The 14,073-nt window shown below is 71.5% G+C and carries 15 protein-coding genes, 1 tRNA gene and 2 pseudogenes; 9 read left to right on the top strand and 9 right to left on the bottom strand.

All coding sequences use genetic code 11. The features are described 5' to 3' along the window. The first annotated feature begins 70 nt into the window (after positions 1–70). A complete protein-coding gene (locus tag AB0398_RS17885; RefSeq protein WP_366376105.1) occupies positions 71–1,081 on the top strand; it encodes a zinc-binding dehydrogenase in 1,011 nt (336 codons plus the stop codon). A gap of 8 nt (positions 1,082–1,089) precedes the next feature. Here the strand turns inward: AB0398_RS17885 and AB0398_RS17880 are convergent, their stop codons facing one another. The 3 genes from AB0398_RS17880 to AB0398_RS17870 all read right to left on the bottom strand — a co-directional run bounded on the left by AB0398_RS17880 (position 1,090) and on the right by AB0398_RS17870 (position 2,998). Then, entirely contained in the window at positions 1,090–1,437 is a 348-nt protein-coding gene (locus AB0398_RS17880; RefSeq protein ID WP_366376103.1) for a hypothetical protein, read from the bottom strand. Between the two features lie 9 nt (positions 1,438–1,446). Further along, the gene (locus AB0398_RS17875) at positions 1,447–1,929 is read right to left on the bottom strand and encodes a GNAT family N-acetyltransferase (RefSeq protein WP_366376101.1); all 483 of its coding nucleotides are present in this window, start codon (positions 1,927–1,929) and stop codon (positions 1,447–1,449) included. Positions 1,930–2,104: 175 nt separating this feature from the next. After that, entirely contained in the window at positions 2,105–2,998 is an 894-nt protein-coding gene (locus AB0398_RS17870; protein ID WP_366376100.1) for an aminoglycoside phosphotransferase family protein, read from the bottom strand. 127 nt (positions 2,999–3,125) lie between these two features. Here AB0398_RS17870 and AB0398_RS17865 point away from each other — a divergent pair, with 127 nt between their 5' ends. Further along, on the top strand, positions 3,126–4,514 hold the full coding sequence (locus AB0398_RS17865) for an FAD-dependent oxidoreductase (RefSeq protein ID WP_366376098.1): 1,389 nt from the start codon (positions 3,126–3,128) through the stop codon (positions 4,512–4,514). A gap of 30 nt (positions 4,515–4,544) precedes the next feature. Here the strand turns inward: AB0398_RS17865 and AB0398_RS17860 are convergent, their stop codons facing one another. Then, positions 4,545–6,602 (bottom strand): restriction endonuclease, encoded by a 2,058-nt coding sequence (locus AB0398_RS17860; protein WP_366376096.1) that lies wholly within the window; start codon positions 6,600–6,602, stop codon positions 4,545–4,547. 34 nt (positions 6,603–6,636) lie between these two features. Here AB0398_RS17860 and AB0398_RS17855 point away from each other — a divergent pair, with 34 nt between their 5' ends. The 3 genes from AB0398_RS17855 to AB0398_RS17845 are packed head-to-tail and all read left to right on the top strand — an operon-like array spanning position 6,637 to position 8,643. Then, the gene (locus AB0398_RS17855) at positions 6,637–8,118 is read left to right on the top strand and encodes a hypothetical protein (RefSeq protein ID WP_366376094.1); all 1,482 of its coding nucleotides are present in this window, start codon (positions 6,637–6,639) and stop codon (positions 8,116–8,118) included. Continuing rightward, on the top strand, positions 8,040–8,480 hold the full coding sequence (locus tag AB0398_RS17850) for a hypothetical protein (protein ID WP_366376092.1): 441 nt from the start codon (positions 8,040–8,042) through the stop codon (positions 8,478–8,480). Before AB0398_RS17855 ends, AB0398_RS17850 begins: the two co-directional genes overlap by 79 nt. Positions 8,481–8,514: 34 nt before the next feature. Then, on the top strand, positions 8,515–8,643 hold the full coding sequence (locus AB0398_RS17845; RefSeq protein ID WP_366376091.1) for a hypothetical protein: 129 nt from the start codon (positions 8,515–8,517) through the stop codon (positions 8,641–8,643). A 103-nt stretch (positions 8,644–8,746) separates the two neighbouring features. Here AB0398_RS17845 and AB0398_RS17840 read toward each other — a convergent pair whose 3' ends face one another. Next, positions 8,747–8,971 (bottom strand): cold shock domain-containing protein, encoded by a 225-nt coding sequence (locus tag AB0398_RS17840; protein ID WP_366376089.1) that lies wholly within the window; start codon positions 8,969–8,971, stop codon positions 8,747–8,749. Between the two features lie 287 nt (positions 8,972–9,258). Here AB0398_RS17840 and AB0398_RS17835 point away from each other — a divergent pair, with 287 nt between their 5' ends. Continuing rightward, the gene (locus AB0398_RS17835; protein WP_366376087.1) at positions 9,259–9,525 is read left to right on the top strand and encodes a hypothetical protein; all 267 of its coding nucleotides are present in this window, start codon (positions 9,259–9,261) and stop codon (positions 9,523–9,525) included. Between the two features lie 508 nt (positions 9,526–10,033). Next, positions 10,034–10,633, top strand: a complete 600-nt coding sequence (locus AB0398_RS17830; RefSeq protein WP_366376085.1) for a DUF6058 family natural product biosynthesis protein — start codon at positions 10,034–10,036, stop codon at positions 10,631–10,633. A gap of 42 nt (positions 10,634–10,675) precedes the next feature. Here the strand turns inward: AB0398_RS17830 and AB0398_RS17825 are convergent. Then, positions 10,676–10,930 (bottom strand): annotated as a pseudogene (locus AB0398_RS17825) (IS256 family transposase); the annotation flags it as partial. Positions 10,931–11,188: 258 nt separating this feature from the next. After that, the gene (locus tag AB0398_RS17820) at positions 11,189–11,698 is read right to left on the bottom strand and encodes a hypothetical protein (RefSeq protein ID WP_366376083.1); all 510 of its coding nucleotides are present in this window, start codon (positions 11,696–11,698) and stop codon (positions 11,189–11,191) included. A 323-nt stretch (positions 11,699–12,021) separates the two neighbouring features. Here AB0398_RS17820 and AB0398_RS17815 point away from each other — a divergent pair, with 323 nt between their 5' ends. Both AB0398_RS17815 and AB0398_RS17810 read left to right on the top strand, forming a co-directional pair. Further along, positions 12,022–12,783: an SDR family NAD(P)-dependent oxidoreductase gene (locus AB0398_RS17815; RefSeq protein ID WP_366376423.1), complete on the top strand. Its 762-nt coding sequence runs from the start codon at positions 12,022–12,024 to the stop codon at positions 12,781–12,783. 45 nt (positions 12,784–12,828) lie between these two features. Continuing rightward, positions 12,829–13,225: pseudogene (locus AB0398_RS17810) on the top strand (NUDIX domain-containing protein). A 179-nt stretch (positions 13,226–13,404) separates the two neighbouring features. On the opposite strand, the gene AB0398_RS17805 reads toward AB0398_RS17810, so the two are convergent. Both AB0398_RS17805 and AB0398_RS17800 read right to left on the bottom strand, forming a co-directional pair. Beyond that, positions 13,405–13,476 (bottom strand) — tRNA-Tyr (locus AB0398_RS17805). A 390-nt stretch (positions 13,477–13,866) separates the two neighbouring features. Further along, a complete protein-coding gene (locus tag AB0398_RS17800; protein WP_366376082.1) occupies positions 13,867–14,061 on the bottom strand; it encodes a hypothetical protein in 195 nt (64 codons plus the stop codon). Positions 14,062–14,073 lie beyond the last annotated feature (12 nt).

The following is a 14,073-nucleotide window of genomic DNA, read 5'->3' as shown; positions in this document are numbered from 1 at the left end:
ACATCCGTACGACGACGTCGGTACGACGCCATCCGTACGACCACATCGGTACGACGACAGGGGAACCGTCATGCACGCCGTCCGCCTCCACGCCTTCGGGCCCGCCGAGAACCTCACCTACGAGGAGGTGCCCGACCCCGTCCCGGGCCCCGGCCAGGTCCGCGTCCGGGTCACGGCGGCCGGGGTGCACCTCCTCGACACGGCGCTCCGGGAGGGCGCCCCCGGCCCCTTCCCGGCCCCCGCCGAGCTGCCCACGATCCCCGGCCGCGAGGTCGCCGGCACGGTCGACGCGCTCGGGGAGGGCACCGACCCGTCCTGGCTCGGCCGGCGGGTCGTCGCCCACCTCGGCATGGTCCCCGGGGGGTACGCGGAGCTCGCCGTCACCGACGCCGCCCGGCTCCACGCCCTGCCCGACGGCCTCGGCGAGGCGGAGGCGGTCGCCATGATCGGCACCGGCCGCACGACCCTGGGCATCCTCGGGTTCACGGAGCTCGGACCCGGGTCGGTCGCGATCGTCCCGGCGGCGGCGGGCGGCATCGGCACCCTGCTCGTCCAGTACGCCAAGAACGCCGGCGCCACCGTCGTCGGCCTCGCGGGCGGGCCCGCGAAGACCGCCCTGGTCCGGGAGAACGGCGCCGACCTGGCCGTCGACTACCTGGAGCCGGACTGGGCGGAGGAGGTCCGCGCGTACCTGGACGGGCCCCTCGGCGGACGCGCGGCCACGGTCGTCTTCGACTCGGTCGGCGGCGACACCGGCCGGGCCGCCGTGGACCTCCTCGGCAAGGGCGGGCAGCACGTCGTCTTCGGCTGGTCCGGGACCGGCCTCCACGACGGCGAACCGCTCACCTTCGCGCCGGAGGAGCTGGCGGAGCGCGGCATCACCTCGGAGTCCGTCCTCGGCCCGGTGATGCTGGAGAAGGCGGGCGGCGACATCCGGGACCTCGAACTCGCCGCCCTCGCCGCGGCGGCCGACGGCACCCTCCGCCCCGCGGTCCACCGCTTCCCCCTCGCGGAGGCGGCGGGGGCCCACCGCGCCCTGGAGAACCGGGGCACGACGGGCAAGGTGGTCCTGGTGCCCTGAGGCGCGTGTCAGACGGCCCCGACCACGTCCCAGGAGTGCGCCTTGAACTCCTTCCGGAAGTCCGGGTGGTCCTCCCACATCCGGGCCACGGAACGCAGCACGTCCCAGTTGTGTTCGAGGGCCTGGTCCACGACCTGCCGCAGCTCCGGCGCCGTCGCCCGCTTCTCCACGAGGCCGGAGACGGCCGACGCGGCCTGCACGGTGTAGCGGGCGGCCCGCAGCGCCCGGGAGGTGTCGTCCATGCCGAAGCCGTGGTCGCTGCCGTTCGCGGGGTCGAAGAGCGGCGTCAGGCGGGCCTCGATGAAGCCGGTGATCCGCCGGAAGCGCTGCTCGATGTCGTTGTCGTCGTTGTCCATGTCCCTTTCCTACACTCCCGGCGCACCGCCGAGCGCCGCCAGGGCCCCGTCCGTCAGCCGGTAGACCGTCCACTCGTCCTGCGGACGGGCGCCCAGGGACTCGTAGAAGTCGATCGAGGGCTTGTTCCAGTTCAGGACGGACCACTCCAGGCGCTCGTAGCCGCGCTCGACGCAGATCCGGGCGAGCTCGCGCAGCAGGGCCTTGCCGTGGCCGCCGCCGCGCGCCTCCGGACGGACGTACAGGTCCTCCAGGTAGATGCCGTGGACCCCGCGCCAGGTCGAGAAGTTGAGGAACCAGAGCGCGAAGCCGACCGGCTCGCCGGCCTCGTCCTCCGCGAGGAGCGCGAAGGCGGCGGGCCGCTCGCCGAAGAGGGCCTCGTGGAGCTGTTCGGGGGTGGTGCGGACCTCGTCGAGGGCCTTCTCGTACTCCGCGAGGTCGCGGATCAGGGCGTGGACGACGGGGACGTCGGCGGGGGTGACGGTACGGATCATGGGGCCAGGGTGCCCCGCGCGGGGCCTCCGTGACCAGCGGAATCCACGTCCTGGACCTGGCGGACGGGGGCGGGGCGGTCGGGGCCGGGCTCGGGTCCGTCGGGCCGGTCGGGGTCGGGCCCTCCGAAGTCAGCCCCCGTCGGCGTCGGGCCGACCGGCGTCGGGCCCGCCGACGTCACCCCCGCCGCTCCCGCAGGATCCGCGCGACCGCGACCTGCTCGGCGTCCAGGGACGGTTCGCCGTCCTCGACGTCCCACAGGCCGTTCTGGAGGACCCGGCCCAGCGTCCACGCCACCGCGCGCCGCCGGTCCCCGACGACCTCGGCGAGCAGGTCGAACCGCCACAGCACCTCGGCCGGGTCCGGGTCGAAGCGGTCCACGAGCGCCGGGAGGAGGTCGAAGCCGGGGTCGCCCGCGAGCGGCTTGGGGTCGATCGACAGCCAGGGCTCGCGCGCGGCGGCCAGGACGTTCCCGAGGTGCAGGTCCCAGTGGAGCAGCCGGTCGCCCGGTTCGCCCGCCACCTCCCGTACCGCCGCCGCGCAGTCCCGCAGGACCGCCGCGTCCTCCGGGCCGAGCCGGGCGGCGGCCCCGGGCACCTCCGCGAGCATCCCGGCCGCGATGCCGCCGAGCGTCCGCAGGCCCGGCGGCGCGGGGACGGCCGTGAGCCGGGCGAGGAGGCCCGCGACGGTCCGCATCGCCTCCCGGGTGTCCGCGAGGGACGACAGCGGCCGGGCCTCGTCCAGGCGCTCCAGGAGCATGGTCCCGGTGGCGGGGTCGTGGTCGAGGAGCCGTACGGCCCCCGCCCCGTCCCAGGCGCGCAGGCCGACCGGCTCGCCCTCGGTCTCCTCGTCGAGGATCTGCATCTTGAGGGCGGCGGGCACGCCGTCCGCGCGCCGCTCCACCGGAAGGACCAGCGAGGCCATCCCGTACATCGAGGGCCCGGTGACCCGCAGCCCCCACCGGTCGAGGAACTCCCCGGCCGCCCGGGGCAGTCCGGCGACGAACGCCCGCCCCGCCTCACCGTTGTACTTCGCCTGCGACCGCGCGAGTTCCTCCGGTACGTGGATCATGCCGCCGAGCCTAGACGGCGTACACGGTGTCGGGTCCGGCGCGGAATCCCTCGCCACGTCAGCCGTACCCACGGGCCGGAGGGCCGGGGTAACGTCCCGCCCACGCATTCCGAATCCAGGGGTACACATGAGCACGGTCAACGGCGGCATCTCGTTCTGGTACGCGCAGGAGGGCGCCCCCGCCCCCCGCGAGCCGCTCCCCGGCGACACCACCGCCGACGTCTGCATCGTGGGCGGCGGCTACACCGGCCTGTGGACCGCGTACTACCTGAAGAAGGCCGTGCCCTTCCTCGACATCACGGTCCTGGAGGCGAAGTTCTGCGGGTACGGCGCCTCCGGGCGCAACGGCGGCTGGCTCTACAACGGCATCGCCGGCCGCGACCGCTACGCGAAGCTGCACGGCCACGAGGCGGCCGTCCGCCTCCAGCAGGCCATGAACGCCACGGTCGCCGAGGTCGTCGACGTCTGCGAGCGGGAGAAGATCGACGCCGGCGTGCACCGGGGCGGCGTCCTCGAAGTCGCCCTCTCCCCCGCCCAGCTCGCCCGCCTCAAGGACTTCCACGCGGCCGAGCTCGCGTTCGGCGAGACCGACCGCGTGCTGTACGGGGCCCGCGAGACCGCCGCGCGCGTCCGCGTGACCGGCGCCGTCGGCTCCTCCTGGACCCCGCACGGCGCCCGCCTGCACCCGGTGAAGCTGGTGAAGGGGCTCGCGGCGGCGGTCGAGGCGCTGGGGGTCACGATCCACGAGTCGACGCCGGTGACGGAGATCAGGCCGAAGCACGCGGTCACCCCGTACGGCACGGTCCGCGCCCCGTACGTGCTGCGCTGCACCGAGGGCTTCACCGCCTCCCTCGCCGGGCAGCGCCGCGCCTGGCTCCCCATGAACTCCTCGATGATCGCCACCGAGCCGCTCACCGACGCGCAGTGGGAGTCCGTCGGCTGGGAGGGCCGCGAGACGCTCGGCGACATGGCGCACGCGTACATGTACGCCCAGCGCACCGCCGACGGCCGGATCGCGCTCGGCGGCCGGGGCGTCCCGTACCGCTTCGGCTCGAAGACCGACAACGACGGACGCACCCGGCCGCAGACGATCGAGGCCCTGCGCGAGATCCTGGTCCGCTTCTTCCCGCAGCTCGCGGGGGTACGGGTGGACCACGCCTGGTCCGGCGTGCTCGGCGTCCCGCGCGACTGGTGCGCGACGGTCACCCTCGACCGCTCCACGGGCCTGGGCTGGGCGGGCGGTTACGTCGGCTCGGGCGTCGCCACCGCCAACCTCGCCGCCCGCACCCTGCGCGACCTGATCCGACAGGACTCCGGCCAGTCGGGCCCGACCGACCTCACGGCCCTCCCCTGGGTCGGCCACAAGGTCCGCAAGTGGGAACCGGAGCCGCTGCGCTGGCTCGGCGTGCAGACCATGTACGCGGCGTTCCGGGGCGCGGACCGGCGCGAGGCGCTGGGGCACTCGGCGCGGACGGACAGGGTGGCGGTGCTGGCGAACAGGTTGAGCGGGAGGTAGACGGACGGACGGGCCCTCGAAGGGCGGACCTCACCGCACCTCGATGCCGAAGTCCCCCACCAGCTCCCCGAGCCCGCCGACGTACCCCTTCCCCCCGATCACGAAGTCCCAGTCGCCCCCGGCCCGTCGCCGGAACGACCCGAGGACGAGGGCGGTCTCGCCGTCCCGCCCGTCGGACACGTCGAGCCGGTCGAGCTCGCCGCCCGAGCCGTCCCGGAGCCGTATCCCGGCCTCGGTGAACCCGCGGAGGTCGGCGTCCGGATTGACCTCGGGGTCAACGGCGGCGACGAGGACGAGCCGGTCGGCCCGGGCGGGAAGGGCGTCGAACCCGACGCGCACGGCGGCGCGGTCGCCGGGGGCGGCGGTCACCATGGCGACGGAACCGTCGGGCGTGGCGGGGTTGTTGTAGAAGACGAACCAGTCGTCCCCGAGGACCCGGCCGCCTTCGCAGACGAGCGCGCAGACGTCGAGGGCGACGGAGCCCCGCCACACCATCCCTAGGAGGTTGAAGTCCTCGTCGGGTGCGGTCTCCGGAGCGGGTCGGGCCGCCGCCCCGGACGACGTCCCCGCCCCGGGAGCACCCAGCCGCCCCCGCAGCCCGTGCTGCCGCAGCAGGTCGACGAGTTCGGTCCCGGAGATCAGCGTCAGGGGCTTGCCGTTGGCGAAGGTGTAGGAGCCGGGCCCGAACTTCGAGGTGGTGACGAGGACGCCCTTGTTGGCGCCGGCGCCCTGCACGGTCCCGTAGAGGTCGCGCACGGCGGACGGCGGGACGGTGTTCCGGTACCGCTTGACCTGGACGACGATCGAGCCGCCGCTGATGGGGTCGGGATCGAGGGCCTCGACGTCGACCCCGCCGTCGTTGGAGCGGCGGGTGGTGACGGCCTGGAGCCCGCGGGCCCGGAAGAGCTCGGCGACGAGCCCCTCGAAGGCGATGGGGTCCATGGAGAGCAGGTCGGGCTCCTCCCCGTCCCCCTGCACGACGACGTCGCCCCCGACCTGGTCGGGCGTGCGGAACGGGGCGACGGCGACCCGCTCCTCGGGCTTCCCAGAGAGGCGCCCGGCGAGCGCGCCGGTCAGGCAGTCGACGGCGGCGACGAGTTCGAGGTTGAGCCGGTCGAAGTCCCGCCGGCCCACCACGACGGAGGCGACGCACACCCGGGAGGCGAGCCCGGTGGCCGGGTCGACGCCGCCCACGTACCCGTTGAGGGCGACGGACTCCAGGGCCCCGAAGCGGTCGGCGGCGAACAGCTCCCGCACGGCGAGCAGCACGCTCTGGGCGAGGACGCTCCGGTACAGCGCCCGCCGCTGCGTGACGGGCCGGGCGACCTCCTTCTCCTGGTCGGTGCTCGGCAGGTACTTGACGCCCTTGGTCTCGGGGACGACCTCGTAGCCGGGCAGGTCCCAGTCGAGGACGAACCCGCGCCCGCCCCGGTCGTACGCGGCGGAGACCTCGCGCGGAAAGCCGTCGGGCCAGCCGGTGGAGGAGAAGAGCACGGCGGAGAAGTAGTCGACGACGGTCTCGGCGTCACCGCCGGCGAGGGCCTCGCCGGTCCCGGCGACCCCCCGGTTGTACGCGCGGATCTCGGTGATCCGGGCGGCGGCCCAGGCGTCATACTCCCTCCGGTACGCGGCGAGCGACTCCAGGCGCCGCGCCTCGGCGGCCTGCGCGGCGTACCAGTCCCGCTCGAACCGCGCCCGCCCGTCGCGCCCGGAGTAGTGCCGCTGGTCGGGCAGGGGCACGGGCTGCGCGAGGGTCCCGGGCGCGAACGGCTCGACCTCCTCGGCCCGCCGCAGCGACTCCACCCGGAAGGCGGGCGCCCGGCACCCGGCGGCGAGCAGCCCTTCGAGCGCGGCGACCCGCTCGTCGATCTCGCGGGTCTTCCGCAGGGCGTCGGCGTCCCGGTGCCGCCGGTAGGCGGCCCGCTGCTCCCGCTGCATCCGGGACACGTCCCGCTCGTACGCCCGCTGCTGCCGCTCGGCCTCCCGCCGCTGCCGCACCACGGCCTGCTGCTGCCCCTCCCGCTGCCGCTGCGCCACCCTCTGCTGCTCGGCCCAGATCCCGATCAGCCCCCCGGAACGCCGCCCCATGCGCGCACCCCTCCCCGAAAACATCCCGTGCCACGTGAACACCCCCGTACGCCCAAGTGTCCCGGACGGCGGAGCGCCTGCACACGGAAACTCCACACCGGTCCGGAAGATCGCCACGAAGCACAAGCACGACGACCAGGGCCGGATCACCGAGGTCGTCGACGCGCTGGGCCACACGCGCTCCACGTCGTACGACGCGAACAACAACGTGCAGACCGCCACCGACGCCATGGGCACGGGCGGCGCCGGCGGCAACGTCACCACCTACGGCTGGGACGCGCGCTCCAACCCCACCTCCGCCATGCTCCCGACGGGCGCCACGGCGAGCATCTCGCAGTACCAGACCCTGTCGGGCGCGGACCTCCCCGGCTCCATGAAGACCATGGACGGGGAGAAGACCGACTACACGTACGACGCCGTCGGGAACACCACGTCGGTCGCGGTCACCGGATCCGGCGGCGGCAGCCGGACCTTCGACCACAACCCGGCCGCGCCGACGTGCGGCGGGTTCGAAGGACAACGCTGCAAGGTCACCACCAGGATGTCCTCGACGAAGTCGGTCTCGACGTCCTTCACCCACGACGCGCAGGGCAACCTGACCAAGGTCGTCCCGCCCGCGCCGCTCGGCGTCACGACCTACCGGTACGACGCGCTCGGACGGCCCGTGAGCGCCAAGGACGGCCGGGGCGTCACCGTCACGTACGAGTACGACGAGCGGGACCGGATCACCAGGGTCGACACCTCCAACTACGCCACGGTGACCTACTCCTACGACGGCGACGGGAACCTGAAGCAGCGGTCGGACGGGACCGGCGTGACGCGGTACGACTTCGACCCGCTGTCGCGCGAGACCGTGCGCACCCTCCAGAACGGCTCGCAGACCCGGCTGACGTACACCCCCGCGGGCAACGTCGACACCTACGAGGACCCGGCCGGCGTCACCGACTACACCTGGAACGCGGTCAACGGCCTCAGCGAGCTGAAGGACCCCACCGGCAAAATCACGAAGTACGCCTACGACGACAACGACGTCCGCACGAGGACCACGTACCCGGGCGGCACCGTCCAGGAGGTCACCGTCGACGAGTCCGGCCGGCCCGAGCGGATCAGGGCCAGCTCGCCCAAGGGCACCCTGGTCGACCTCGTCCACTCCTACAGCAGGGCGGGCACCGACGGGGCGAAGATCCGCACCCGCACGGACGCGGTCGCCGGCACGACGACCGCTTACACCTACGACGACGCGGGCCGCTTCTTCTACGCCGAGGAGAAGAAGGGCAGCGTGCTCGCCTCGTCCTGGCAGTACTGCTACGACCTGGCCGGAAACCTCACTCCCAGGGCGTGGACCCCGGCTGCCCCCGCGGCACCACCTACACGGTCGACGACACCCAGCAGATCACCGCGAAGAACGGCTCCACCGCCAGCTGGTCCTACGACAAGGTGGGCAACGAGACCGCCGGCGCCTCCACCCCCGAGGAGGCCCGCACCGCCGTCAAGTGGTCGGACCACTCGCAGATGACCTCGCTCACCGTGGGCGGCAGGACCTATGCCGGGCAGTACGGCTCCACCGACCAGAGCGAGCGCGTCAAGCTCGGCGACCCCGTCAACCGCATCGACCCCCGGGGCACCCTGAGCCTCGGCGGCGTGATGGACACGGTCGGCACCGTCGGCGACGTCATCGCCGTCGGCGAGTTCGCCGGCCAGGTGGCGAGCGGGGACTACGAGTCCGCCGCCGGAACGGCACTCAGCTTCGCCGCCGACAAGGGCTTCACCGCGGGCTGCACCTACCTGACCGGCGGTGCGGGAGCCGTGCCCTGCGCCGTCGGAGGCATGGCGGTCGGCGAGGCGACGGAACAGGCCTACGGGGAAGCCACCGGCTGACACACCGACACGAAACCCTTCGGAGGGAGTTCCCGTGCAACCGAACATCGACCCGACCGTACTGGCCTACAAGGGACTCGGCGGCATACCGATCTGGCTCCTGGTCGGAATCGCCGTCATCGTCCTGGTCGCGTTCGTGGTGAAGAACCGCGGGAGGAAGTAACCCCTCTCCCCACCAACGAAACGCACCGCCGGACCGGGGGGACCGTGAAGGACAACGGTCCCCCACACCCGAGAACACCGGCCGAGAACATCAGCCATGCCCGTCAATCACGCCGAGGAACGACCCCCACCGCGCGGTAGTCGTACCCGTCCTGCTTGAAGCCGGGAGCCTCCCAGGTGAGATCGACCCGCTGCCCGGGCGCCAGCGTGCGGAACCCGTCCGTCTCGATGTGGGAGTAGTGCCCCCAGCACCCACCGGGCGTCTCGGGCGAGTCGAGCACCCCCCACCCCTCCTCGTCGTGCCACTCACGAACGATCGCCGCCACCATGGAGGAGCCTTCCGGTTTCTATGTCTTCGGTACGAGCGTCTTCGGTACGAGCGTCTTCGGTACGGGCGCGAGCAACGGGAACTCCCGGTCTTCCGCCCCTCGATCGCCCGTCGTTGCAGCACCGGGATTGCAGCCGAAGCCGACGGTACCCCGGGACGGCGCCCACCTGCACGCGGCCGACTTCCGCGATGCCCGGCTTTGCGACGCGCACACTTACTTCACCCGCTGATACTGCTTGAGGTCCTGTACGAGACCGCACAAGACGCGACCCGAGGCGGAGGCCCGACATGGAGCGAGTGGAAGCAGAGCTGTTCACCGACGGCGGCAACGACGCCGTGGTACGCCTGCCGGGCCGCCGCTTCCCGGGCCTCCTGGTCCAGGGCGACACCCTGAGCACCCTCGCCGCCGACGTGACCGAACTCGTCGAACTCTGCGCCGCCGGCGACCTGGAGGAGGCGCGCCGGGCGGCGGCCCTCCTCCAACAGGACCTCGGGGAGAAACTCCAGCGCTACACCGACGCGCTCGACGCCCATGGGGAGCGACACCCCTTCTGACCCGGCCCCCGACCGAACCGGCCGGGTCGGGCCGTACCGGCACCTACGGGCCCGGGAGATCACGGCTATCGACCGAGATCCTCCACGAGATCCAGGAACAGGGATACGCCGAAGATGCCGACAGCCACGATCCCGACCACCAACAGGGTCACGATCAACGCGACCGCCATCATGACCCGCGTACGCCTCACGGCCGACCTGTACTCGCTGTCGTCGTCCCAGCCCTGATCACGCATGGCGCCCCCTTGCCGGGGACCGTACAAGAGACCTGCGAAGCGACTCCGGGCGGCCCGCCCCGCCCACCTCCCGGCGAAGGCGGTTCTCGACTTCGCGCTCTTCCTTGGGAGTAATTGTCAAGAGCTGTGGATCGGTGGGCGGAGCGAGGGCGAGGTGCCCTCGTGCTGTCGTGGTTCCGTCGATGGTTCGGTGAGTGCCGAACCGTCCGGCCGGTAGCGTGCCGAGTCCTGTGCGGGAGATGCCCGCGCCGGTGAAAGCCGGAGGCGACCCGATGTCGGAGACAGATCTGAAGCGGCAGCTCGCCGGGCGATTCCGCGAAGTCAACGGCGACCATCCGATGACCGATACCGATGACGCATACGTCAGCGCGCAGTTCGTTGCCCTGGAGGAACTGTGCGCGATTCATGGCCGTGATGCCGATGCGGTCCGCCGGCTGATGCTGGGGCGGCATCTGCCGCTTCCGGGATATCTGCGCTCCGACGGTGCCGAGATGGTGCCGGCCGACCTGTTCGCTCTCGCCGGCGAAGCCGGCGGCGTAGAGCTGCTCGAAGCGTGGTTCACCGCTCACTGGGCCGACCCGATCACCGGGAAGGCGGAGTGGAATGCGTATCTCAGCGGACAGTACGTGTGCCTGCGCTCGGTGACCCCGGCCGCCATTCAGCGCAAAGATTATCTGACGACAGCGATCAGCGCCGCAGCGAACGAGACGGATGCCGGTTCAGCACGGTGGTCTGAGCGGCTGCACGCACTGGTCGACGAACTCGACACGCTGGAACCGGCGTTCACGGCCTACGACCGTCTTCGGTTCGGCGGACCCACGTCCCGGGACACCTGCATCGACGCCCCGCGCGCCCGCTTCCCGCGCCCGTGACCCGGATCCATGGGTGGCGTTCTGCGGATCGGTTGCGATCACTCATGCCGCGCGGGCTTCGGGACGTTCGACGAGGTGGCCGCGCTCGAAGCGGGCTCCGGCGCGGACGAGGACGACGAGGTGGGGCGCGTTCACGGCCCGCCACCGGGCCTGGGTGGACTCAGCAAGCTTGAAGACCATCGTCAGGTCTGCAGTGCGGGAGCCGGCACCACGGGTGACCTCGGTCCGCAGCCGGACGGTGGCGAACGTGGACTCGATCGGGTTGGTCGTCCGCAGACGGATCCAGTGTTGGGCCGGCCTTGCTTGACGACCTATCGATCGATCCATCGGGAAGGTACGCCTCCTTCCGTCAGGGCTGATCCACAGGTATGGAGCATTGCTCGCCCTACCGGTTGCCGGGAGGCCAATGGGACTCAGTGGCGGACGTTGCCGGTTGCTGGGGTTGCTGTACTTCATTGCTGTACGCAGCGGCTATCCCGCCAGTCATCTGTGCTCTCGGCGCGGCTGATGTCTCACTTCGCTACGGAGCAAGGACAGCGAAACGGCGACAGTGGATCAGCACCAGGCAGATCCGTCATGGCTGGCCGTGACGTCCAGGCCGTAATTGCCGGCGCTGTCGCCGAGATCGCTGGGGAACCACACAGCAAGGTGGGCGGTAGTACCCGCGACGGTCTTCTCGAAGCAGAGCGCTGAGGTGTCGACCGCGAGGCTGTCAGGTGCCGGAGACGGCGAAGGATTGGCGCTCTCGAGTCGCCAACCGTCTTCTACAGCGGCCTGGCGGTAGAAGGACAGCACGCCAACCCGGGATGTCGTATATCGGTAATACTGCCCCGCGTAGGCGAACCCGTCATCTTCGTCGCATCCGGAATACCGTTCGTCCTGGGGCTGTGTCTGGCTCGGGTGTGCGTCGAGGATGGACAGGGACGCCAGGGTTGGCGCGAGTTCTTGGTCAGCTCCGGTACAGCCGTAGAGCCCACCCGACAGCGCCCACACGCCCGTTGCCGCGATCATGGCTATGCCGCCTGCGCCGACGAGGACCGGCGTAGCCACTTTCTTCAGCTCCATGGCGCGGAGCGTAACGCAATGGATCTACGGGACAAGGCGCGACCCAGGGACGGCCCAGCTCTGCCGTGCTCGACTGACGGTCGGCACCCTCGATGGCCTTGCCCGGACCCTCGCCGACGGCAGTCAGCCACTACGGCGGGCGCGGCGACCGACCACGCACGCGTGTGTCTCGCCGCATCCTCGATCAGCCTCAACAACGCTGTACTTCCGTCGACCAGAGAAAGTCGCGCCGGCGGAAGTGTGACGGTGAGACCTCGGGTGATGACCTCTTCGTCCCGAAGCAACTCGGGTCGGGCTATGCCTTGGCCTGGCATGCCTCTCAGCTGCGGGTACGGTTTACAGACGTTCGCGCTGGTTCAGGCCCGGGCGGGGCCACCGGCATCGGGAACGAGATCGGGCGGGCGGGCGCCGCCGGAGTGACAGTCGCGATCAACCACCTCGGCCGGGACCCCGGTGCCCACGCCCTCCTCGCCGCCTTCGAGCGCATCGGCAGCCCCGGGATCACGGTGAACGCCGACCTGGCCGACCCAAGCTCCGTCCGGACCATGGCCGACCTCGTCCGCGCCGAGATCGGCCCCGTCGACATCCTGGTGAACAACGCCGGCTCCTACCCCCGCGTCGCCTGGCCGGACACCGACGAAGCCGCCTGGAACCACTCCCTCGACGTGAACCTCACCGCCCACTACCGCACCTGCCACGCGCTCACACCCGGCATGATCGAACGCCGCTGGGGCCGGATCGTGAACATCGGCAGCGTCAACGCCCGCGCCGGCCGGACCAACCTCGTCACGTACAGCACCGCGAAGGCCGGACTCCTCGGCCTGACCCGCTCGCTCGCCCGCGAGCTGGGCCCGCACGGGATCTGTGTCAACACGGTCCTGCCCGGGGCCATCCAGGTCGAGGCCGAGAACGCCCTCCCCGCCCGGCACCCCGCGCGACCGGAGAACCAGATCAGGCGCCAGTGCGTCCCGCGCCGTGGCCGGTCCGAGGACGTCGCGGCCCTGGTGGCGTTCCTCGCGGGTCCCTCCGCCTCGTGCATCACGGGACAGTCCGTCCACGTCGACGGCGGCCGGCTGCTGCACTGAGGCCGCCGACAAACAACCCGTCAACAAGCAAGGAGACAGACCGAAATGATCGAACGAGTCCGCGCCGTCCTCGTCACCCCCGACGACACGATGCTGGTCATCCGCCGCACCAGGCCCGGCATCCCCGAGTACTGGGTCCTGCCCGGCGGCGGCGTCGAACCCGGCGACGCGTCCCGGGAAGGCCGACATCGCCCACCTTCTCCACACGATGGAGTCCGACGACGAGCGCCAGCTCTTCTACCTCGCCCGCATCACGACCTGGTCCTTCGACGACCGCACCGGCCCCGAGTTCAGCGCCGAGGGCCGCGGGGCGTACGCGCTGGAGGAGATCCCGCTGACCGTGGAAGGGCTCGACGGCATCGACCTAAAGCCCGAGGAGATCGCCCACGTCCTGCGGGGAGCCATCAGCGCCGGAAGTCTCGGAGCGGGGGCTGCGACGTAACCCCAGGGGCTGGAACACAACGAGGCCTCGGGGCGGAAGCCCGGGGCCTCGCGGAAGAACGGGCGACGGGAATCGAACCCACGCCACAGGCCTGGGACTCACCGGCCTTCCGGCCCCTCCCAGCACGCGAAAGGGCCGGCGTGAGGCAAAACACACCCGTACCGACCCTTCACCCGCAGAGCCCCCTGTCGGGTTCGAACCGACGACCCCCGCTTTACAAGTTCGGCCGGGCGGTCCTGAGTAAGGGAGGCGCACTGCTGGCGGCTGCTGAGGCGGTCCGGGGGTGACTGTCCCCGTCCACCGTCGTTGATGTCACCCGTGGATGTCAGCCGGGCCGACCCGGCGGCGCGCTACCGCTTCTTCCGGAGCTTCTTCATCTTGGCTTCGGCTTCCTTCTTCTTCCGCTGCTCGACCCCGTACGGGGACCATGGCCCCTGGTGCTTGGAGCACCGCGAGGTACCCATGATCGCCTTGTTCTGGCAGCGGCCTCCGCTCTGGGTAGGAGCACCGCACTTCGGCTGAACCATCCCGTTCCCCTTCGTCACCGGACGCGGGAATGCTTCCAGCGCTCGCCGTAGAAGGGGGAGGCGCAAGCGCGGCGGACAGCAGCACGCCGACAGCACACGCATCGAAGGATGTGTTCAGACTTCTTCCGTTGTGGCGACCGGCCGCCCGGACATGCGCTGCCTGTCCACCTCCAGCTCTTCGTTCTCCAGAGCCACGATGGCCTTCCGCCGCCACTGGCGCACCACGACGGACATGACCACCAAGGTCACGAGAGCGGCAGCGGGTGCGCCCCAGACCAGACCACCGATGAGAAGACCAAGTGATTCCACGAATCCCCCTTG

It is taken from the genome of Streptomyces sp. NPDC086147, from assembly GCF_040702165.1.
Lineage (GTDB): Bacteria > Actinomycetota > Actinomycetes > Streptomycetales > Streptomycetaceae > Streptomyces.
Note: the sequence above shows the minus strand (reverse complement) of the source record. Positions and strands in the feature narration are given on the sequence as shown.